Origin of the sequence: Serratia sp. MMO-28, from assembly GCF_037199905.1 — a bacterium.
Taxonomy (GTDB): domain Bacteria; phylum Pseudomonadota; class Gammaproteobacteria; order Enterobacterales; family Enterobacteriaceae; genus Chania; species Chania oryzae.
Window position 1 is genome coordinate 136834 of record NZ_JBBCVB010000006.1, and the last position, 21310, is coordinate 158143.

The window sequence follows — 21310 nt, forward strand, 5'->3', positions numbered from 1 at the left end:
AAATTGCAGAGCCACAAAAATATTTAGGGGACATTCAGAGGACAATAAATGGTTCGAACAAGAAGGACAGCAGGTAACTCGTTATGAAGTTTTGATGGTTTTTAAGCCTGGAAATACTGCCGCGCCGCACAGCGGCTTGTCTGCTGACGGCAGCGCACAAAAGCCAGTTTTGTACGCCGCCGTCCAGCTCGAGTTTTCGCTCTAGAGATACTTTTTAAAGGAGGCTGTCGTTACCGTTACCGCAATGCCGAGCAGAATAGCAGCCGGCAACAACAGCAGATTGGGGTATACCGCCGTTGGCCATGACAGGTACAGCATGCAGGGGATATACACCGCCGGCTTCACCATCCGCTTGGCATGGTGGTACACAAAACTCGACTCATAGCCGGCACCGTAGCGCCGAATATCACGTCGCCCCAGCCCCTCGGTCAGCGCGACCAGCATCACCAGGATAAACAGCGGGATGGACAGCACCAAAATGGTCACACGTACCAGGGTGATGACGGTGACGTACACCGTCGCCATCAGGTACTCTTTAAGCGTGGTAGCCAGCCAACCACTCCAGCTGTTCAGTTCCCTGGCAACCGCATTCTGACTGTGTACCTGGGTGTCATACGCCTGCTTAATCCAGTCCAAAAAGCCACTGTCCACGAAGGTCCATTGATACGCCATCATGATCCAACGAGTGACGGTCACTGACGGTTCAGACAGCAGCAGGCTGCGTGTAAATTCAGAGGACAGGTACCCCAACTCGGTGTTCATCACCGCTTCACTGTGCGATGCGCCAAGCTCTGGCCAGAAAAATGCCATCCCGACATATTCGATCACCAGGCTCACCAAAAGCGAAGCCAGGAACATCCCGATCAGCATCCAGGGCCAGCCCCACAGCACGTTGTAAAACAGCCCATGCTTACGGGGTTGTACGGGCTGCTGAGGTTGATTATTCACCGCTTGCGACATTCAGCCCCCCTTTCATAACCGCATCAGGCATTACCGTGCTGGCAGACCACCAGGACTCGCTGGTACGGTAGTTGCGCTGCATCTCCTCGGCAATCTTCTGCAGGTTGGCCGGCATCAAAGCATCATCCCTGTCACCGCAGGGCAGTGGCATCCGAATTTTCCACAGTTGACCACCTTCCAGTAGCGCGAACGCCTGCCCTTTCGGGAGGTTAATCACGTCCGCCGGGGCAAGCAGAGGGGCTTTCACAGTACCGACGCGGTCCTGGGTATTGGAAGTAAAATCCTGTCCCTTCTCCACATCGGCCGTATCGGCATGCCCTGATACCAGGGTTTTGGTGTAAATATCGACCTCCGGGAGCTGTGTTGTCAGCAACTGTGCGGTCCGGTTCTCACGCACGCGCAGCATAATCAGGGTATTGAAGTTCCCCGTCACCTGAGCCGCCTTCGCGGTACTGCCGATGCGCGCCTCGATATCCGACTCGGTTTGCGTATAGGCCGTCACCTGCATACCGGCGCCGCCGCCTTTGTTGATAAGCGGAATGAATTCATCGCCCATTAACTCGTTGAACTCGTCACAATGCAGGTTGATCGGCAGCTTGCCGTCAGCGCGGGTTGGCAGCCCGCCGTGCATACCGTGTTTGTAGATATGGCCGGCCACCGACACCAGATCGGCAAACATGCTGTTGCCAACGGCAGAGGCGACCACCCCGTCCGACAAGGCATCTAACCCCACGTAGACAATACCGCGCTTGCGGATAACTTGTTCCCAGTCAAAAATGGGCCTCGGGTCGCTCATATCCATATAGTTCGGTGCCAGGAGCTCGGCGGTCTTGCCGGTGGTGAGTTTTTCCAGCAACGGCAGCAGTGACGCCACAATTTTATCGAAGTAAGTACGGTCATAACGGACGGCTGACCGCAGGCCATCGAGAATGGGGTCATACAGCTGCTTGCCGGCCTCGGAACTCAGCGCCATTTCCACCGCCATGATTTTTATCGCGTTCGGCTGGCCCTGCATATTGCGCGGCACATCGTCCTCCGTCAGCACCTGCAGGCTGTTGTCGATTTGTTGCTGCAGCGCCGGCATACGCGCTTCAATCACTTTCTTTGCGTAGGTCTCATACAGCTCGCTGATGTTGTTCACGTAACGGGTGATCAACTGATAGTCCGGACGCTGACCCAGTGCGACCAGGGCACGCGCCACAATATTGACGAATCGCCAGGCAAACTCACGGAACGCCGCACTGTTGCCCTCCCCGCTCAACTGCCCGGAGATACGACCAGCGACCTCGGAGACTCGTTCAAAGCGCCCGACGGCGTTATAGCGTGCCGAGATATCCGGCCAGCCCAGATGGAAGATGAACAGCTCATCCCCGCGACCGGCACGGTGGGCTTCAGCCCAGACACGCCGCAGCAGGTCCGCATCCCCTTTTGGATCAAACACGATGGTGATGTCACCGCGGCGTATATCCTGGGTGATAAGCAGCTCTGCCAGGCGGGTCTTGCCTACGCGGGTAGTGCCCAGCACCAGGCTGTGGCCCACACGTTCGCCCAGCGCCATCGAGACATCAAGCTCATCGGGTTCAATGCCGTGAATGGCCGGGTTTCCTCCAACCGGTGGCAACGGCCGCACCGGGTTCAGCGGGGAGTCCTTGCGCAACAGCTGGGACAACCATGGCAGGGTGTATTCGGTTTTGAGCTCCAGACGGCGCGCCATCTGGTACAACTGCGGCGGCTGGACGTATTTCTCCACCTCCGGACGGCGGGTATCCATCAGGCGCTGGGTGTGCTTTTGCTGCCAACGAAATCCCTTCCCCAGGAACAGCCGCTGCCGGCTCACCGGGATCTGTCGGCTTTCCATGACATAGCGCGGTAACCGACGCAGATTACGGCGATAACGGACCACCCGCAGGCCCTGCCGTGCTCGTACTGCGGACAGCACTGCAAACCCGCCGGCGGTGACATAACTCACTGACGGCGCCAGGGCGACCGACCAGGGAGCAACAAAACAAATCGCAGCCGCAGCACCGGCAACGATCGCGGTATTCAATTCTACCGCCGGGCGCAGCAGCGCTTCCATCACATGACGATTACTCATGACGACCTTCCTTATCATTCGGGTTGGTGACCGAATTCACGGTTAAAAAAAGCAGCCACTCTGTATTGCCGGCAAGCAACGCAAGCAGCTTTCGGCCACTGACCAGGTGGACGTGGGGATGGTTCTGCAACAACACCCGGCTCAGTTGACCGGTACGGCCGGTATGAATGAAAAAACCGTCACAATGGTGATCTCGCAGCAACGCACCAAAACTCGTGATATGGGACGGTGTGATCGTCCGGCCGTAACGCTTGGCCTGGATGAGGTAGGTCTTGCCTTCGATAATGACCTGACCGTCCAGGCCACCGTCGCCGCTGTAGGAGGTATTGCGGATAACTGCATACCCCTGGCGCTCAAAGGCCAGGAGCAACAGCTCTTCGAATACATAGGGGTTGATTTTGCGTAGGTAGGCCAGACGCTGGCCATCACCGCCCAGTAACGGTAAGCGCGCCAGCACCCGCGTGGCCGTCGCCTGATGTCGGCGATGGCGCCGACGGCTGGCTGTCTCCCGACCACGGCTGTTCAGCCCAATCATGACAGCAACAAACAGCACGATCAGCACAACCGTCAGCACAGGGTTCACCATCAATGCTGCGGTGATGTGTTGCGCCGATATCATGGTGTGACCTGCTGGAACAAACCGATATCAGTGATGAGTACCGGGTAATTCGACAGCTGCAGCCGGCGCGCCAACTCACTGCCGGAGGCCGGCGCCATCGGCACCCCCGGTGCCAGCTCACGCAGCGCCTGCAGGGCAGGCAGGTTGCTGACGTTAACGACGAGGCCCGCAGCATGCCGGGATTTGAGTTGTTCCGCATTCGCCTGCAGCCAGAGTCGGCTGGCATCGTCATCACCCACAATAAACAGCGCACCAATCCCGGGCAGTTGCAGCGGGCGCGCCGCTACCACACCCGGGGTCAGTTCCGGTGTCGTCACCGGCAATACGGCCACTTCAACTTCATCAGCAGATACAGGGGCTTGCGGCATGACCGGCGGCGCTGCCGCGTCACCCTGCCGATTAATCCCCTCAAAATAAGGTGATACGTCATCGCCACCGATATCAGCGATGACATTCAGGTTGGCCAATGCCGTGGTGGTCACCAGACTCAGGCCGAACAGCAGAAAATTCACTTTTTTCATAATTATGGGTTCCGTGGTTCAATCCAGGTCAGCGCCGCCGTTTGTGCCGGTAACACCGTAGCCGTGGGGGTTGTACTGGTCACCCGAACCGGAGCAGACCCCCTGCCGTTCAGGCGTGCCAGCTTGCCACTCACGATGGATTTATACCGGGCTGCCGGGGCGCCGCCGGCGGGATGGTGATAACACCCGGCGGCAACTAGCCAGCTTCCGGGATTGCGGTCATAGCATTCCCGCAGGATGGCCGCTGCCGCGTTGAGGTTGGTGTAAGGGTCAAACGCCTCCCAGGTCGACGTGAAGTGATGGCCGTTCCAGCCCAGATTGACCTGGGCAATCCCGACATCGATGCGCTTGCGAGGATGTGTTTTCAAAAAGCGCTGCAGTGCTTCCCAGGCCTGCAGGCGGCTGGCGTACCGATACCCTTTGCCGGCCACGTTAATGGTCCAGGGCCAGGGACGCTCCACATCCGGGGCCGGGCCGGCCCCGCGAGTCACCGAGATGATGCTTTTCGGCGCCATCGAGGTCTCAGCCAGCGCCACCGAATACAGGGACTCCGGCGGCACCCCGTGACGCAGCGCCACCTCCCGGTAACCGGAAGGCACCTGCTGGGTGGCAGCATGTACGACGCCACCGCTCACAACGGTGAGGAAGGCAAGCAGGGGCAACAGCCCCCGGGTCAGAACGCGGCGAGTGTCCATCCGTTTTCCCCTTGTTGCAGCACCACCGGCATCAGGCCGTTGCCGAATTTCATCCAGCGGCCACCGTCATGATTCAGCGTGATTTGACGTGCGCGCACCTTGTCGACGGGAATGTGATGCGCCTTCGCCCAGTTACGCAGCAGGCTGTCATCCCCTTTACTGTCGACGAGGTAAATGTCGACCGGTCGGTTATCTGCCAGCACCGCCGCCAGGCGTGCATCGCACTGACCGCAGTCCTTCGCTTTCACGAACAGTGCCAGTCGCCCGCCGGTGTCATGTGCGATACCGGCCGCATTCCCCATGTTCACCGGCAACACACCAAGGCGCTGCCAGGCCGCATCCACCTCACGCTGGAACCTGAGTTCTTTCTCGGTGCGGGCGAACTCCTGCCTTACCCACAGCTGCGCGTACTTTTTACGCTCGGCATCGCTCTGTGCTTCGATGCCAAGGGCAGTTAGCGGATCAAGCCCCGGAGACTGCGTCCCGCGAGGGCCATCCATCAACTGCTGATAACGCTGGTACTCTTCCCCACTGAGGCCCCACTGCCTGCCCTGCTGCGCCGTCTTGTTCGCCTGGCTCTGCTGAATCTCACTCAGGGTAGACTGGCTGTTCTCGATGGCCGTTTGCTGCGCCGCCTGTGATAATGGGCTCAGCAGCATCAGGGAAATTACGCTGTATTTCAGTTTCATCACGCTCTCCTTATTGGGCGCTGACGGTCTGCAGCCGGCCGTTCACACGAAACGTCGCCTGCCCGTAACCGGCACTGACCAGGATCCAGCCGGCGACCGACTCCCCTTCCCCGATTAACCGCACCTGCGACAAATCGCTGAACCCCAGCGGCGCCACAGCCGCAAAGGCCGACGTACCGCGCTGCTCCACCCCGGTCAGCACGAATGGCGCTTTGCGCGCCACACGAGGTACCGCATTACGCGGGGAGGGTTTAATTGGCGTGGGCTTGTGCTTTGGGGTGATTTTGGCGGTCGCTGAAGGTGCAGCGGGGACGTCCGTTGAGGGGGCTACAGTCGGTACAAGCTTTTCAGTCGCTGACTTTTTCACGGACTCAATGCTGTCTTTCAGCGCATTTAACTCAACCTGTTGAGCCTGCAGTTGCTGCTCAAGTTTCTCCGGTAGCCCATTGGTTAACGTCAGCGCCCCAACCTGCCGCATGAGCGAGTCCTGACGCTCAGCCAGGCTCTTAAGCTGTTTAGTCTGCGCCTGAAGCTCATCGGCCATAGAGTTCATGCCATCCTGCGGCGCCAGTGCTTTCTGTGCCTGCTCAAGCAGGGCAATACGCTGGTCGACATGCCTGATAGCCCCTGAGCCGACGAGTCCAGCCACCAGGACAACAACGACGCCGGCCGTTGCCCCCCAGAAGGTCTTGCTGCGTAGCAACCCTTTTTTTGCCGGTGTCATCGGCATCATTTCGTCATTATGCTCAGTCATTTTTTCAGCCACCCGCCGGTTGTCGGTACGGCGTTAACGGGCTGAGGTGCAATGACCGTCGCAGCAGGATGCGCTGAAACCGGTGCTGAAACCGCCCTGGCCGGCACCACCGTCACTGGCGGCAGCTGTGTCGCCGGCAACTGATACCCGTCACGCAGGCTGTGGCAGACAACACGTTGCACGTCGTCTACCTCAAGCTGCCACGCGGGGCCTGCCAGTACCTGCAGCGCGGTACGCAAACGCATCGGTCCCAGTTGGTACTGCACCGCCGGCAACGCCTGCCGGTACAGCACGCCGTTTGCCGGTCCAGTCGCGCACAGTGAATAGCCCGACTGGCGCAGCGCATAACACAACGCGTCAGCCACCGTCGGTTTTACTGATGCCGGAATACGGATATCGATGATTTGCGAGAGCGGATCACGCTGAACGGCCGCCGGGTCGGTGCTGACCAGTAAATAACGGTCGTAGCGCACGACCTCAGGCACCTGCCCATAAGCATCCGGGCTGACCGGTTGAACGTTGCGGGTGACGGTAACCGAAGGCGTGACAGGGGAAATATCGCGTTGCTGCAGTGGCTGCTGAGTAACGCACCCGGTCAGCATGAGTGCAGCCAGGGAAGAGAAGAGAATTGTTTTTTTCATCCGGAAGATTTCCTGTTCAGTGACAATTGGCAGGTGTCACTGTGCGGTTACCGTCCGGGAGGCTCAATTAACAACTCTTTATTGCTATTCAAAAAAAAACGCCAACCCGAAGGTCAGCGTTTAGTGTCAGATGACGAAGAACAACATCAGGATAATGAAGGGGTACGAGTAACGCCTTTCGCTCCCATCAACAACCCTTCCGTACTCAAGTCCTCATCCAGATCTGGCCAGTGTATACCCATTCCAGCCCCGCAGAGTTCCCAGTTTTCCCGTTGCGCCTGCGTACCGGCCGCAAGCCGGGGATACCAGGCTAACGGTGCCGAAATAGTTCGGCCATCCATCAAATCAACCGACAAACGGTCATCATCGATGCGGACATTCATTACACGCAGATCATTTTCATTGCGTAAAGTAAGCATCCCAGGCCTCCTGTAAAAGTGTCCGATGTTCAGTCACCAGACGCTGCAGTATACGCAGTTCATGTGATGCAAATCCCACACTACGCGCAATACTGACATCATGTAACCATATTTTAGCGGTTGCATTGCCCTTATCAATATGGACATGCGCCGGTTCGTTAGGTTCATGGCTGTAAAAGTAAAAGCGAAAACCACCTACTCTAAGTATTGTCGGCATAATGTCTCCCGACGATCACAAAGCGTAAATGGCTGATTTTGCGATACCATAACCAAACCCAAGGAACGGTATGTCATCGTCAAAATCCATCGGCGCTGCATTTCCACCCGGTTGAGCTGGCTGGGGTTGCTGAGCCGGCGTACCGCTATGCGAAGGTTGCGGTTGCTGAGGTTTCCCCCAACTGCCCTGGCCTGATTGTCCGGCGTTGGCAGGTTGCGAACGCCCCCCCAACATCTGCAGAGTGCCGCCAATGTTGACGACGACTTCAGTGGTGTATTTTTCAACACCGGCCTGATCGGTCCATTTGCGGGTCTGCAGGGAGCCTTCTATGTAAATCTGCGAGCCTTTACACAAGTATTCGCCGGCAATTTCAGCGAGCTTGCCGAACAGCACGATACGGTGCCATTCGGTTTTTTCTTTCTGCTCACCGGTTGCCTTATCGCGCCAGCTTTCAGAGGTCGCCAGGGTAATGTTAGCCACCGCACCGCCATTTGGCATGTAACGGACTTCAGGATCCTGGCCGAGATGACCGACAAGTATGACTTTGTTTACGCCGCGAGACGCCATAATCGAATCCTCATAGGGGAATAGAATTAGAAAGGGAAAAACGCCCCGAAAAATCGAGGCGTAGAGGGCGTTATCAGAAAGAGTTTTCCGCGTATTGTTGCTGTGCGGAACCCTGCTGAGGCGGCGTAGAGTCGGACTTCTCAGCCTGATATACCTTTTCCTGACCGATTTTGATCCAATCGACCTTGATAAGGCGGGCTTTGAGACTGACGCGCTGTTCACCGGCATGTTCGCCGCTGTTGAGCGTGAAGATGTCCGTTTTTGGATTGCTGAGCACAAAACCAATCAGGACTTTCTTGTCTTCATCAACCGATTTTTGACAGCGGTTGATCAGGCTGCTGGCTTCTTTACCGGCGACCGTTACATCGAAACGCGTGTAACTGGCGTTATCGGTAGGACCGGAGAGTCCATTGACGACACAGCTGATAAAGGTGCCATTCGGCCCATTGACTTGACGAATGTTGCTGAGGTACCCCATGCCCTTGATAGTCAGGTTGAAGTATTCAGTTTTGGTAGATGCTTGCTGAGATTGGGTAGACATGATGTTTTCTCCAGGAGTAAAGATTCGGTGACGGAGAAATACACCTTCCCTGACGGGAAAAGTATTTCCCGTCGGGAGCCAGGTATGGGTATACGCCATATCCTGACAGTCTGATCAGATTGAATAAGCCTTAATCGTTACGCAAAGTCGCGCTCACTATCAACGATATCTACTCTCAAAGGCGGGCAGATGTACCACGCAGCTAAGCTACGTACTCCCTCTCAGGCTAAGGAAGCGTTCTTTTGTTACCACCCGAAGGCGATCCTCTCAGGTAACGGGATCATTAGTGGCTGTCAATTAACAGCAGGGTCACCCGAAGGCGCTCATCACAGACCCACTGAGCATTGGTGGTTGTCCGAAGACAACAAGTAAGCCTGTTCATTTTTAGTTCAGGTGCTGCTGCTGTCAACCAGGAATATCATTTTTGTGAATTGAGAAAACAAAAACGGCACAGTCAAAGACTGCGCCGCGGAGTTTGCACCATAACTGGTAGTAAATCTCATCTGACTTCGAGGAGGGGTAGTAAACTCCTGGCGCGCTTTTCACGAAGTCGCATGCGCTTAATCAATCAACCTGAGTGTGGAGGCCATCGATACGGGCTGAAGCAGAATTGTCCATGCATTAAACTTTCCTGCCATCCGCAGCCACGGGGTGCTCTGCATCAAAGCTTGCCCACATTAGCAAAACTTTCAGCGATAAACATCAGACAATCTCTTACTCCGCTCCGGTTGTTTTATTTTTAGCCGGTGATTTTGCTTTATAGCGCTTGGCCTTACGGCTTCCTTTGGCATCAATGTTGATGATGCCCTGGCAAGTGGGATAACTACTGCAGCCCCAGAAGGCACCGCCACCTTTCTTGCCTGCACGCCGGCGCATCGTCCCACCGCATGTCGGGCACGGCGGTGAAGGAGGCGCAGTGAACTTCACCGCTTGCGTCTTACCTTTCTCCACCAGATGGCCCGTCCACTGTGCCTGGCGACTCATGAACGTCTCGAGTGTCATCTGGCCCTGGGCAATCTCGTCCAGCGACTGCTCCCACAGCGCCGTCATCCCGGGGTTGGTCAGCGCCGTCGGTAACGCATCTATCAGTTCGCCGGCAATCGGCGTGGAGAGCAGGATTTTTCCCTTCTTCTCCAGGTAGCCGCGTTTAAACAGCGTTTCCAGGATACCGGCACGTGTCGCTTCAGTACCCAGCCCTGCGTTCTCTTTCAGCACCTTCTTCAATTGCGGGTCACTGACGAACGCCGCAGCATTTTTCATGGCGGCGATCAGTGTCCCGTCAGTAAAATGCCCCGGGGGCTTCGTCTGCTGCGTTTTAAGCTCCGCGCCGGCAACCGCGACGGATTCACCTTTTACCAGCGCCGGCAGCCGGACATCATCCGTGTCGGCCGACTCCTCTTTCACCTCGCTCACGTCATGCTGGAACAGAGCTTTCCAACCTACCACCGCCTCGACCTTGCCACGGGTGCGGAACAGTTGCCCGCCGATATTAAAGGTAGCCTCAGTCACATCCACTTCATGTAACGGCAGGAACTGTGCCAGGTAATGCTGACGGATCAGCTGATAGACCTTCAGCTCATCGGCAGACAGCTTGCTCAAATCGAACGGCTGCTTAGTCGGGATAATCCCATGGTGCGCCGTGATTTTTTTGTCGTTCCAGATGCGGGAAACAAAGGCCCTGTCGAGCCTGGCCACAATTTCGCTCTGCGTTGGATCCGTGCGGGTAACCGCACTCAGCACATCGGCAACCTCTTCCCGCATCGATGTCGGCAGATAGCCGCAATCTGTCCGGGGATATGTGGTCGCCTTGTGCGTTTCATACAGCGACTGCGCGATACTCAGCACCTGGTTTGCGCTCATCCCCCACTTGCGTGAGCAAGCCTGCTGCAGCGTCCCCAGCTCAAAGGCCAGCGGCGCGGACTCTTTCTTACGCTCGGTCCCTACCTCAAGCACAACGGCATGACCTGTTTGCTGACACAGCTGCACCACGGCCTGCGCCACATTCTGCTGAATACAGCGCTTCTCTTCATCGCAGTAGTTGGCAGCCGGCACCCAGTTCGCAGGAAAAGTAATGCCATCCTTTTGCAGGTTCGCCCTGACTTGCCAGTACGGCTTGGAAATAAAGTTGGCGATTTCGCGGTCACGGTTCACGACCAGCGCCAGCGTGGGGGTCTGTACCCGCCCGATCGACAACACCTCGCCGTATCCCTGTTCCCGCGCCTTTAGAGTATAAAGTCGGGTCAGGTTCATCCCCGTCATCCAGTCAGCCCGGGCGCGTGCCAGGCCGGCCTCATACAGGGGTGCAGTCTTCTCGCCAGGGAGTTTGTTTGCCAGCGCATGCCGGATACTGGCCTCGTCCAGCGCAGACAACCAGAGCCGTTGGACCGGGCCGGTAAAGTGGCAATGCTCCAGTAATTCGCGTGCGATCACTTCCCCCTCACGATCCGCATCGGTCGCAATCACTACAGAATCAACCTGTTTGAGCAACCCACGGATGACCGCAAACTGATCGGCAGTGTCTTTTTTTACCGTCATTTTCCACTGAGCAGGCACGATAGGCAGCACAGACTCCCGCCAGGGGTTACCGAACTGTTCACCGTAGGTCTCCGGCTGAGCCTGCTCCAGCAGGTGCCCGATAGCCCAGGTAACGATGACGCCGGCGCCCGCCAGATAGCCCTGCTTGCGCTGGGTCGCCCCGAGAATGGCGCCGATATCTTTACCCTGGCTGGGTTTCTCACACAGGTAGAGCTGCATCAGATAACCTCCCTCAGCCCTGACCTTTGGCAACCTGCTGTAGCTGCGTCATCAGTCTCCCAAGGTAAGCGTCGGTCAGGTGCGACGCATCCGGTGAGCTGTATGTCACTTTCAGACGGCTGCCGGCACCGGACTTGACCACTTCGAGCTCAAGGCGATCATTGCCTTTCCATTCCTGCCCCATCTTGTAATAACTTCCCCGATTTGCTGACCAGACCGGGCGTGCTTCATCAATGGAGCTCGCGCTCCAGTCGCCGTGCTGATCACGCTGCCGCAGACTCTCAAGTTCCTCGGAGGAGATGAACTGATAATGACTTTTCAGGCGCGCCGCCGCGGTATCAACGTCCACCGGGAGGCTATAAGTATGATGCACATCCTGCCGGGGCCCGGAAATACCGGCCCGGGTCATCCAGGGCATGCCGCCCTCGCTGGAGCCGCCGCTGCCACCGGTTGCCAGGGAATGGGCAGCGTCACTGATTTTTTTGTTCCATTCACCCAATTCGGTGCCTGCGCACCCCGTTAACAATAACGCGGTGCAGAGTACACCTGGCATCAAAAAAGACTTTACCTGTCGATTCATACTCATGATTTAGCTCCTTTTTTAGAGGAAATTAATGCAGAGGTCTTGAGTGGTGGAGAGAAAGAGGAGCGTATTGCGCCCGACATAATACCTTCGTCAGGCATACCCAAACGGGCGATCGCATCCTTACCTGCGGGCGTTTCGAGACGAATATCATCTCGAGTCACCTTCGCGGGACGATAGTGTTGGACGACACCGTATACGCTACGGATCCAATGCCCCCCTCGGTCCAATAAAGTGTCGCGTTCCGAACGTGATATAAGCCCATAGTGCCAGGCTTGAAAGGCTTTCATCGCAAGCTGGTCATAGCCGACCAGAAGGAAAACGCAGCGATATCCCACAGGAGTGCGACTAAATACACCAATATTTAAAGGAGACACGGAAGCAACATCTGAAAGAGAAATTTGTGCAGGGATGTTTGCCAGTGTTTTGTCCAGCTCGGCAACAGCCTGTTGAAGTAACTGCGTACCTTTATTTAAGGTGTCTTCCAGGGCGACCATTGCAGCATCGGCATAAGGGTTATCTTCACCAGAAGCCTCATTGATCTGCCCTGCTCGTAGAATAAAACGGGGCATACTATAAATATCAGGGCGTCGCTTCCCCGACGTTTCAGGATCAGCGTTTTGGCTACGTCGCCCTTCCCATAATCGAATGGCATAGAGGGTATGAAGCTCTACGGTAAGAGTGGATTTTAATGCACCAGCGCGTGCAGCCGCTGGTTTTTGTTCATTATTCTTTGCTGATTCAACCATTAGAAGCATCCTTCCGGGAACGTGTGTGGCTTGAAATAGTCTCGGCAGACACCATCAGCAGCAATCCAAAACTCTTTTTGGTTTCTAAAGGAAAAGTTCCCAAGCCAACAATTGCCTATATTTTGCTCAATGCTGACACTGTCAGCACTGAGCGTTATTTAACCAGCACCAAATTCCTCAGCAGAGGCACAAACAAATCTGTGCAATTTTCATACACTGCTGACACTGTCAGCAGTGTGCATTTTTTGAACAAACCTAGTTTTGCAATCACTATTAATTTTTTGCCCGCATCATTTGCTGGCGTAATTTGGCCACAACATCGCTTACATGTTCCCGCGACGCCAGGTGTTGACGGACCGGACCTGTTGCTTTTGCTGGCGCTGCAGAGCAAGGTATTTGGCGTCGCGGTACAGGCCCGGCAGGTTCTGGGGATTTTGCACTCGCATACAGCTCACCGTTTCGGGCGCGCTTGATGACCGCCAGCAGCCATCCAGTGGGGTTATTCAGAGTGCCTTTGGCCATCGCCTGCTCAAGACTCTCCAGCACCTGACGGGCAACCTCTGCAGGCAATGCCTTAAGCTGGACGCCAATCTGCCGCTGATCATCCGTCGCGATGATGTTATGCAGTTCGGCCGGCAACTCAGGTACGTACGTTGTTTTATTCACACTCTGTGTGAAAGAACGTACGTTACAGTTCGGTTTCGTTGATGCACCGTAAGTTACTGATTTCACCATGAGTTCGGAAAGCGAACCCGGTGTCTTGCCTTCCTGTTTTACACTGGGTTCGGTATCCGAACCGGGCTTAATTTGACTTAGTTCGGTATCCGAACCCGGAGATTTGTTACTGAGTTCGGCGTCCGAACTGGGGATATTTTCCTGTCGTTGAGACACTCTGGCAGCCATCTGTTGCGGGGTTTGTGGCGACCCCAGCCGTTCAGCAATCGCCGCCATCTGGGAATGCTGATGACGCATTGTCGGGTCATGTTGAATATCGGTCAGTACCGACCAGGCCGTCTGGCTGACGGTGCGGTTTTTATGCGCACAGCCCATGGCGACCGTATCCAGCCAGGTCGGATCCAATGTCTCCGCATCACGGGCCGAGAGTGGTTCATCGTGTTGGGCATAGATATTCCCCCTCACCCGCCCTTTGTCGTCACGTACACGCCGGCACAAACTGAGCCAGCCGGTCAGGCGTAACATCAGCAGCACGCGGCTGACGGTCTCGCGGGACGCCTTACCGTTAAACGGCGAGGCGAGCTGCAGCTGCAGTTCGTCATAGGTCGGGAACACGGCGCCCTGGTTCTGTTGCGCGTACAGGCGGATCATAATCCACGCGGTTTTATCAAGCGGTGACAGGCGGGTGTCCAGAAGCAACCGGCGGGGGATGGAGTCATGCACATTGCCCATGTACAGCAGGCCGCTGCGCAGATTCGTGACATCGGGACTCCCCGCGTGCTTTTCCGCGCCTATTCGTTCCGCCAGGCGGGCATTCATTTGTTCGAGCGTAAAGGTGATCAGGCTGTCATCAGGTGTGTTGTTTATGCTCATCGATTTTGCGCATCCTTTAACGCTGCCCCCGCCCACAGGGCGAAAGCATCAAGCGGTTGTTGGCCTAACGGCACTCAGGCCTGTACCCGACATCAGGTACAGGGTCAGTGTCATCATTTCCACAGTTCGTTGTTGTAGCGTTCATGGGTCAACAGCTCCCAGTCATCACCACTGTTTCGGCTGAGCAGTCGCCAGCTGGTACCGATATCAATCTTCATCCAGGCACGCCCGGGGGCGTGCTTGCCTTTAACATGAAGGTGCTTATAGTTACGTTCCCCGCGGCGGAAACGCCAGACCTGCTCCTTCGCCTTTCTCTGGCAGGATGGTGGCGCCGAACGGGGGACCTGCAACCCCGGCATTAACATCACAGGCTTCATGCCAGCCTCCTTGTATTTCCTCCCGGCGTAGCGCGTGGCGTACGCACGGCCTGAATGGCTTTTTTGGCGGCCGCCGTCTGAGGGGCATCAAAGCTGCGAACGGCATTCCAGACAGCCGTCAGAGAAACATCCATCTGTTCGGCGGCCAGCATCATGACGTCCAGTCCATCGGCACTGGAGGCGTCATCGATGTCGGCTTTTTGCCACTGGCGCCACAATGCCGCGTTCTCGTCGTCGCTGAGCGCAGCACAGCGCCCTTGGCGAATGTTGATACCGGTCATGCGTCGGCGGGCTGCAACTTCAACGGTCGAGAGGCCAAAATAGTGCTGCATCATTTCGATAGAGCCTCCCAACGCCAGTGCACGATCAATCCGCTGCATACGTTGCTGCTCACGGCGCGCATGTTGCAGCATCAGAGAAAAATTCTCGTGATGGATTTGGAAGGTCAGCACCGATACCGAGCTGTTCATCAGGTAATGCAGATCTTCAATGGTCAAACCGTGCAGCAGTTGCATCTCCTCCGTGGTCAGCCCCAGAGATTCACAGCGGCGGATATAGCCTGATTTAAGTTCCATCACGAGCTGAGTGAGCAGGCTGTTCGTCGCCTGAGACAAGCTATTACTCATAGTGAAGCCCCCCCGATTTCTGAAAAATATCTCGAAAAAACAGCAAACAAGCATGCCAGCAACACCATGGAAACGAACAGGAATGGCAACGCTGAAATGAAGTTTTTGCCCTTGTCCTTAAACCACGTTCTGGGATCAGGAACGTTGCCCATACCGAGAAGCAGGAACCAAAAAGCGAAGGTCTGCATTGTGAGAAGGTACAAATAAGGGTTCATGAGTTGCGTCCTCCCTGATAACCAATGCCAGTGTTCACAGCCCCCGGAACCCCCTGGTGTAAACGGGCGTTCTGGCCTGCTTCGTATCCACGTAAACGGGCAATATCATCACCGCGGCAGGTTTTCGGGGCGCGCGTTTGCAGCTCACCCATCTTTTGGCTTTCCAGCCAGGCTCCCATCAGCTCGCATTCCTGTTCTGTCACGGTAAACGTCGTGATGACTCTGCGAACGCCGGCAACCCAGCCGGCACGAAACTGCTCTGCTCGGGCGCGGCGCGTGCTCATTTTCAGGCGCTTATTCTGGGTTTTTAGGTAGTCTGCAGTCGCATCTTTCAACTGCCGGCTCAGCACATCGAACGCATAAGCCGCAACGGCCGGCCGCTCACTAAAACCGTAGAACGTCACGTTGCGGCGCGGGCCCGACGCGCTATCCCGCCAGGAAAAATACAAACGGCATCCAAAGGCGCGGGCAATCGCCCACGCCAGCCCGGACATCCATTCAGGCAGTTTTTGTTTCGCTTCGGAAGGCGCTCCCCGGCTCGGTGCCGTCTGAATAGATGACAGGCTGGCTTCCAGCTCGCTGATACCGTATTTCTCCATCAGTTTTTGCGCCCGGGCTAACGCCAGTCCAGCCTCATGCGCATTACTGTTGCTACGGGCCAGCTCAAGCAGTTTGCGCACCAGTTTCACCAGGCGCACCTGTCGTTGTGAATGGCTCATCAGGCTGTCTCCTCTGTTGCAGATAAGTCACGCTGCAGTTCACGCAGACGGCGTAAGACGCGAATAAGGCGCATCAATTTCACGGCATGAATATCGTCAAGCAACGGCCAGTCAGCAGCATTTTCCGACCCGATGAGGGCTTCATTGAGCGAGCTGGATGAGGCGCCGTCCGGGTTGTTGCCGGCAAGGGTCAGGAGTAACGCGGTGAAGCGAGAGGGACGTTCGGCAGTCAATGCGTAGCCGGCAGCCTGCAAGTCGGCTTTATCAGCTTTGATTTCAGCCGCGCAGCCCGCCACTTCGGCCAGTTCGAATGCCAATCGGAAGGTGATCACCTGCAGGTGCTCGATATCATCCTGCAGGGCAGAAATAGCCCAAATGGAGGAGACTGGCTCAAGTCCTACCTCGGCAAAAGGCACCTCTGCAACAGGGGTTACACCCTGATTTGGCTGTGTCCCTGTATTGCTGTGAAGGGCTGTCGACTCATGAGTGTCAGGCAGGGGGACGGTGGTATTCTCACCGTCTAAAACCGTTTCAACGTCACCCGACAACACAGAAGGCGCACCGTATAAATCTGGCTGAGTTTCAACACGGCGTTCAGTTTGAGTTGCAGGCGTTTCCTCTTCCTGAGCGTTCTGTGATTCATCATCGGCATCACCCGTTGACCCAGGCAACGCGCTGTCCAGTACCAAAGAAGAGCCCTCCCCCTGCACTTCAGGTGCCGTCGGTCCGTCGGTATTTTCCTGCTGCAGTGCTGGCGCCAACTCGACAGTATTGCCCTTGCCTGACAGCTCAGGCGTTAATGCCGACTCAGGCTCACCGAGGTGCTTCCGCCGGTTTTGCTCTTTGGGATCGAGCTCCAGTAGCCAGCGGTCATAATTGAGCAACGGGTGTGGCAACGCGTTAATGAGCGCACCGATCAACTCATCACGAAACATATCCAGTGAATAGACTTCAGGGTCATCAAAGTGACTGCAGACTGCTCCGAAGACTGCATCAAAGGTACAAGTTACTTCAACATCAATGATAAAACGCTGCCATGTTTTGTCAGCATTCCCACGTAAGGCTAACAAGAGTTGAATCTGTGGACGTCCTAAACCTGACTCGAGTAAACGTGGAATATAAGGGTATAAATATTGGATCGTATCTTCCATCCGACTGATATTGGAGTTATGAACCGGATAGCCGGACTCACCCAACAGCGTTGAAAGTTCACGTAAAGAGACTGTTTTTCCCAACTGCTCTTCAAAAAGCGTACGTGCCTGCTTGATCCCAAACGCTTTCTCGATAAACGTCAGATCTCCACGCACTTCATTTTCAGCCAAATGGCCAATGACACAGGACAGCCGACCTGGCCAGGGTTTGAACACACAAGAAAAGCGGTAGAATCGCTCTTCGCCTGTTTCTTGCCAGAGCTCGGAAAGGATCGCATAACGCGTATTCCCCCCATCACTGAAGAAATATCCCAGCTCAGGACGCTCTGGATCACGAGTTACTTTTGGCACTGTGTCCAAACCGCGTGCCCGAATTGACGCTTTAATATCATCATATTTGGGGTTGCGGGTGGTGCGCGGGTTATCCGGATTCGGGTTCACTTCATCCAGGGTCAATACCAACGGCATTTCACTGACGGGGGTTTCCGCCAGCACAGGGGCTAAAGGTTGCGTGCCTGCTGCAGTCTTGCCCTGCTGGAGCAAAGCACTGTTCAGATCGAGGATCTTGGGTTTAGTACGCGCCATGGTTACGCCCTCCCCGAGTATTGGTCATACTGACCATCGTGGAAGTCACTGAACGCGGTGAATTGCCCTTCAAACTTGACGCGAACGGTGCCCGTTGCCCCCTGACGCTGCTTACCAATGATAATTTCTGCCGTGCCGGCATCATCAGAGTCAGCGTAATAGACCTCATCCCGGTAGATGAAGGCGATCACATCGGCATCCTGCTCCAGCGCACCAGAGTCTCGCAGGTCACCATTAAAGGGACGTTTGTCAGCACGGCTTTCCAACTGTCGGTTCAGCTGAGATAGCGCCACAACGGGACAATCAAGTTCTTTGGCCAGCGCTTTCAGACTGCGGGAAATTTCTGAAATTTCCTGGGTGCGGTTTTCCTGGCCAGGGCAACGCATCAGCTGCAGGTAATCGACCATAATTAAACCCGGACAACCATACAACCGGGTATAGCGCCGTGCCCTGGAACGCAGTAATGCGGGGGTCAAATACGATTCATCGTCAATAATTAGGCGGTTTTCCAATGGCAACAACCGCTCCATCGCTTTGGAAATACGCGCCCAGTCTTCATCATCCAACTGGCCGCTGCGCAGCCTTGAAAGTTCAACCCGCCCGTCAACAGCAATAAGGCGTTGGAGCAACTGCTCGCGCGGCATTTCCAGACTAAAGAAGAATGCAGGTTTCTCCGTGCCACGAAGCGCGCCGGTGTAAGCACTCAACGCAAAGGCGGTTTTACCCATCGATGGCCGTGCCGCAACCAAAAACAAATCCCCCGGTTGCAAACCACACGTCATCACATCCAGCTCTGAGAAGCCAGTCGGGGTGCCGGTGATACCATTACCGCCATTCACCGTCTCCAGATAAGTCACGACAGCATTCAGTCCATCGGTCAGGCTGACATTCTGCTGTGACTGTGTTTGCTCAGAGAGCTGGAACAATTGCTGTTCTGCCCTTTCGGTCAGGGCGGCAGAATCTGCGCGGGGATTGGCAGCATCAGCGCTCAATTCACGCCCGATCTGCAACAGGCTACGCAGTCGACTGCGTTCAGCGACAATCCCGGCATAGGCGACAATATTTGCTGCGCTCGGTGTGTTTTTCGACAACTCCGCCAGATAGGCAAAACCGCCGACCTGCTCGAGCTCACCATTTTGTTCCAATGACTCATGGAGCGTAATCAGATCAATCGGCTGCTGAACAGCCATTAGGCGAGCCATGGCCTGGAAAATACGACGATGTACCGCCAGATAAAAATCACGATCTTCAACTAATGGCAAAATGTCATCCCACCGCTCGTTATCCAGCATCAAGCCGCCGAGGACGGCCTGCTCGGCATCCGAAGAATAAGGAATATGCATATCAGCCTTCATAGATTTGCCTCCTGACGCAGAACGTCGAAGTCGGCAACCCAGTGAGGGAACAACTCGCAGGCCAGCTCATACATAGTGTCAGCAGCAGCGAGCGTTGATGTACGGGTTGTGGTTCTTTCGAGACGATGAACAGGTTGGCCGGAAGCATGCCCCATTTTGTAAATTTCAAGCTTGGGGATGATGGTGTCGAGAAGGGAGACGTCGAAGGTATCTGCACGCAGATACTGCCCGTTTGCGATAATGCCGCGCAGACTGTCCAGAGTCTGCCAATCCAGATTAGTGTACTCCATGCAGTTCGTCAGAATGCGGATACGCGGTAACGCAATACCGTAGCTGGTCAGCGGCAATAATCCTTCCATCAACCCCAATGTGCCACGCAGAAACTCACGCGTATCCGGCAGTATAGGCTTGATAACACCGACAGCGAACTCTGTACTGGCAACCAGAATCAGTTCGAGCATCACAGACGCCGCACCTTTGGAGTCAATGATGATGACGTCGTACTCGTTGAACAAAGGGTGCTGCAGAACATTCTTCAGCCGCATACGACCATCAGGGGCATGCAACATGGCAGAGGATAAACGGTCGTGGGGATCGTTGGAAACGATGATGTCTAAATTTGGGATAACAGAACGGGAGATGATTTCTTCGGGGTGATTGAGATCGACTGTCTTCATCAACAGTTCATACAAACCGTTGGGGGCTTCATATTCCAGGGAGAAAATGCTGCTTGCGGTGGGTTGGGAGTGGTCACCATCGATGAGGAGAGTTTTTTTACCTGCATCGGCAAGGAAGCCTGCAAGGTTGGCGCTTTGAGTGGATTTACCTTCGCCCCCTTTGGTTGAGACCATAGGGATAACACGAGGTGCCGGGTGGCTAACACCTATAGATGTGGATTTAGCTAATGTATGCATGTTTTACACTCGAATTTATCAATTCGCGTGTAAACGGTTAAATTATATATCCTTTAACAATTTTGCAACAAGCACAGGGATTGAAAATCCCCGTGTCCTTGGTTCGATTCCGAGTCCGGGCACCATCATTTCGAACCCTCGCTTAGGCGGGGGGTTTTTGCTTTCTGAGTCAACAACTTGTTGGTTTACCAGTAGTTACCGCCCTTATCTCTCCTCCGGCCCCGCTTCCCGGTGGTACAAAAAGGTGGTACAAAATGGGCATTATGATAAAGCCTACCAAAGACCGAAATGGCACCTACAACATCCGCAAAGCGGTTCCTCAGGAGCTACGTCCAGCTATCGGCAAAGGCGAGATAAAACGTTCCCTTGAGACGAAAGATCTTGAGCAAGCCAAACTCAAAGCCCCTGCCGCTCTGGCTGAAATCAACGCGATCATCCAGAATGCCCGAGCAGAGCGAACCGTAACGCAGGACGACACAGAGGTGATCGCTTCAGTATGGATGACAAGAATCCTACAGCAGCCGGAACTCATCAAAGCACGTTATGTACAGAAATACGATGAGGGTTATGGACTGACCGATGATAACGGGCAGTTATCTACCAATGACCAGAGAGGAAGCCAGTCTGTTCTTCCGGTTGCTGAACCGCCGATATGAAAAAGCGAGCATCATTCTGACGTCCAATAAAGGGTTCGCGGACTGGGGAGAGATGTTCGGCGATAACGTCCTGGCAACGGCGCTCCTGGATAGACTGTTGCACCACTCAACGACACTGAATATCAAAGGGATAAAGCTACCAGTTGAAAGAAAAGCGCAAAGCGGGGAGGCTGGCCAAAAACGCAACTCCAATCAATGAAGATGAAATGGCGGAAAGCGGGCAACAAAAGTGATCAAATAGCGGACATTAAAAATGGCGAAAAAATAGTCTTAGCGTGGTTGGCTTTCCCTTTTCCAAGTAGATCCCAAGAAAAGCGAGAAGAGGAAAAAGAAAAGTGAGCTAACTAGCATAATGACAGG

At 55.2% G+C, this 21310-nt stretch carries 24 protein-coding genes and 1 pseudogene; 2 read left to right on the forward strand and 23 right to left on the reverse strand.

What is annotated here, in order from left to right:
* Nucleotides 1-201: 201 nt before the first annotated feature.
* From WG891_RS07285 to WG891_RS07395, 23 genes are all read right to left on the reverse strand, one after another.
* A complete protein-coding gene (locus WG891_RS07285) occupies nucleotides 202-960 on the reverse strand; it encodes a TIGR03747 family integrating conjugative element membrane protein (protein WP_086580538.1) in 759 nt (252 codons plus the stop codon).
* Nucleotides 941-3055: a type IV conjugative transfer system coupling protein TraD gene (gene traD, locus WG891_RS07290; RefSeq protein WP_100395927.1), complete on the reverse strand. Its 2115-nt coding sequence runs from the start codon at nucleotides 3053-3055 to the stop codon at nucleotides 941-943. Before traD ends, WG891_RS07285 begins: the two co-directional genes overlap by 20 nt.
* On the reverse strand, nucleotides 3048-3674 hold the full coding sequence (locus WG891_RS07295; protein WP_099784047.1) for a restriction endonuclease: 627 nt from the start codon (nucleotides 3672-3674) through the stop codon (nucleotides 3048-3050). The genes traD and WG891_RS07295 overlap by 8 nt, the downstream gene beginning before the upstream one ends.
* Nucleotides 3671-4195 (reverse strand): integrating conjugative element protein, encoded by a 525-nt coding sequence (locus tag WG891_RS07300; protein ID WP_100395926.1) that lies wholly within the window; start codon nucleotides 4193-4195, stop codon nucleotides 3671-3673. The genes WG891_RS07295 and WG891_RS07300 overlap by 4 nt, the downstream gene beginning before the upstream one ends.
* Before the next feature lie 2 nt (nucleotides 4196-4197).
* Entirely contained in the window at nucleotides 4198-4890 is a 693-nt protein-coding gene (locus WG891_RS07305; RefSeq protein ID WP_100395925.1) for a transglycosylase SLT domain-containing protein, read from the reverse strand.
* On the reverse strand, nucleotides 4869-5579 hold the full coding sequence (locus tag WG891_RS07310; RefSeq protein ID WP_337262227.1) for a TIGR03759 family integrating conjugative element protein: 711 nt from the start codon (nucleotides 5577-5579) through the stop codon (nucleotides 4869-4871). The genes WG891_RS07305 and WG891_RS07310 overlap by 22 nt, the downstream gene beginning before the upstream one ends.
* A gap of 10 nt (nucleotides 5580-5589) precedes the next feature.
* The gene (locus WG891_RS07315) at nucleotides 5590-6333 is read right to left on the reverse strand and encodes a hypothetical protein (RefSeq protein ID WP_171887588.1); all 744 of its coding nucleotides are present in this window, start codon (nucleotides 6331-6333) and stop codon (nucleotides 5590-5592) included.
* A complete protein-coding gene (gene pilL2 / locus WG891_RS07320) occupies nucleotides 6330-6974 on the reverse strand; it encodes a PFGI-1 class ICE element type IV pilus protein PilL2 (RefSeq protein ID WP_337262228.1) in 645 nt (214 codons plus the stop codon). The genes WG891_RS07315 and pilL2 overlap by 4 nt, the downstream gene beginning before the upstream one ends.
* Nucleotides 6975-7120: 146 nt before the next feature.
* The gene (locus WG891_RS07325; protein WP_089181327.1) at nucleotides 7121-7393 is read right to left on the reverse strand and encodes a DUF2442 domain-containing protein; all 273 of its coding nucleotides are present in this window, start codon (nucleotides 7391-7393) and stop codon (nucleotides 7121-7123) included.
* Nucleotides 7374-7610 carry a DUF4160 domain-containing protein gene (locus WG891_RS07330; RefSeq protein ID WP_012146806.1) on the reverse strand — a complete coding sequence of 79 codons (237 nt, stop codon included), beginning with the start codon at nucleotides 7608-7610 and terminating at the stop codon, nucleotides 7374-7376. The genes WG891_RS07325 and WG891_RS07330 overlap by 20 nt, the downstream gene beginning before the upstream one ends.
* Nucleotides 7611-7625: 15 nt before the next feature.
* Nucleotides 7626-8177 (reverse strand): single-stranded DNA-binding protein, encoded by a 552-nt coding sequence (locus tag WG891_RS07335; RefSeq protein ID WP_337262229.1) that lies wholly within the window; start codon nucleotides 8175-8177, stop codon nucleotides 7626-7628.
* A gap of 73 nt (nucleotides 8178-8250) precedes the next feature.
* Nucleotides 8251-8718 (reverse strand): STY4534 family ICE replication protein, encoded by a 468-nt coding sequence (locus WG891_RS07340; RefSeq protein WP_060558277.1) that lies wholly within the window; start codon nucleotides 8716-8718, stop codon nucleotides 8251-8253.
* A gap of 714 nt (nucleotides 8719-9432) precedes the next feature.
* Nucleotides 9433-11472 (reverse strand): DNA topoisomerase III, encoded by a 2040-nt coding sequence (locus tag WG891_RS07345; protein ID WP_337262230.1) that lies wholly within the window; start codon nucleotides 11470-11472, stop codon nucleotides 9433-9435.
* Nucleotides 11473-11485: 13 nt separating this feature from the next.
* Nucleotides 11486-12058, reverse strand: a complete 573-nt coding sequence (locus WG891_RS07350; protein WP_197806364.1) for a hypothetical protein — start codon at nucleotides 12056-12058, stop codon at nucleotides 11486-11488.
* Complete coding sequence (locus tag WG891_RS07355) at nucleotides 12055-12804, reverse strand: PFL_4669 family integrating conjugative element protein (protein WP_171887594.1); 750 nt, start codon at nucleotides 12802-12804, stop codon at nucleotides 12055-12057. The genes WG891_RS07350 and WG891_RS07355 overlap by 4 nt, the downstream gene beginning before the upstream one ends.
* 273 nt (nucleotides 12805-13077) lie before the next feature.
* Nucleotides 13078-14352 carry an STY4528 family pathogenicity island replication protein gene (locus WG891_RS07360; protein ID WP_337262231.1) on the reverse strand — a complete coding sequence of 425 codons (1275 nt, stop codon included), beginning with the start codon at nucleotides 14350-14352 and terminating at the stop codon, nucleotides 13078-13080.
* Between the two features lie 113 nt (nucleotides 14353-14465).
* Nucleotides 14466-14729 carry a ParE family toxin-like protein gene (locus WG891_RS07365; protein ID WP_171887597.1) on the reverse strand — a complete coding sequence of 88 codons (264 nt, stop codon included), beginning with the start codon at nucleotides 14727-14729 and terminating at the stop codon, nucleotides 14466-14468.
* On the reverse strand, nucleotides 14726-15355 hold the full coding sequence (locus WG891_RS07370) for a DUF2857 domain-containing protein (RefSeq protein WP_089181340.1): 630 nt from the start codon (nucleotides 15353-15355) through the stop codon (nucleotides 14726-14728). The genes WG891_RS07365 and WG891_RS07370 overlap by 4 nt, the downstream gene beginning before the upstream one ends.
* The gene (locus WG891_RS07375; RefSeq protein ID WP_171887599.1) at nucleotides 15352-15570 is read right to left on the reverse strand and encodes a hypothetical protein; all 219 of its coding nucleotides are present in this window, start codon (nucleotides 15568-15570) and stop codon (nucleotides 15352-15354) included. The genes WG891_RS07370 and WG891_RS07375 overlap by 4 nt, the downstream gene beginning before the upstream one ends.
* On the reverse strand, nucleotides 15567-16289 hold the full coding sequence (locus WG891_RS07380; RefSeq protein ID WP_171887600.1) for a DUF2786 domain-containing protein: 723 nt from the start codon (nucleotides 16287-16289) through the stop codon (nucleotides 15567-15569). The genes WG891_RS07375 and WG891_RS07380 overlap by 4 nt, the downstream gene beginning before the upstream one ends.
* On the reverse strand, nucleotides 16289-18025 hold the full coding sequence (locus WG891_RS07385; RefSeq protein ID WP_337262232.1) for a ParB family protein: 1737 nt from the start codon (nucleotides 18023-18025) through the stop codon (nucleotides 16289-16291). The genes WG891_RS07380 and WG891_RS07385 overlap by 1 nt, the downstream gene beginning before the upstream one ends.
* A 2-nt stretch (nucleotides 18026-18027) precedes the next feature.
* On the reverse strand, nucleotides 18028-19380 hold the full coding sequence (dnaB-PI, locus tag WG891_RS07390) for an SPI-7-type island replicative DNA helicase (protein WP_171887604.1): 1353 nt from the start codon (nucleotides 19378-19380) through the stop codon (nucleotides 18028-18030).
* On the reverse strand, nucleotides 19377-20294 hold the full coding sequence (locus tag WG891_RS07395) for a ParA family protein (protein ID WP_171887606.1): 918 nt from the start codon (nucleotides 20292-20294) through the stop codon (nucleotides 19377-19379). The genes dnaB-PI and WG891_RS07395 overlap by 4 nt, the downstream gene beginning before the upstream one ends.
* Before the next feature lie 263 nt (nucleotides 20295-20557).
* Here WG891_RS07395 and WG891_RS07400 point away from each other — a divergent pair, with 263 nt between their 5' ends.
* Together WG891_RS07400 and WG891_RS07405 are read left to right on the forward strand one after the other, a co-directional pair.
* The gene (locus tag WG891_RS07400) at nucleotides 20558-20950 is read left to right on the forward strand and encodes a DUF6538 domain-containing protein (RefSeq protein ID WP_337262285.1); all 393 of its coding nucleotides are present in this window, start codon (nucleotides 20558-20560) and stop codon (nucleotides 20948-20950) included.
* Nucleotides 20889-21183 (forward strand): annotated as a pseudogene (locus WG891_RS07405) (ATP-binding protein); the annotation flags it as partial. The gene WG891_RS07400 and the pseudogene WG891_RS07405, both read left to right, overlap by 62 nt.
* Nucleotides 21184-21310 lie beyond the last annotated feature (127 nt).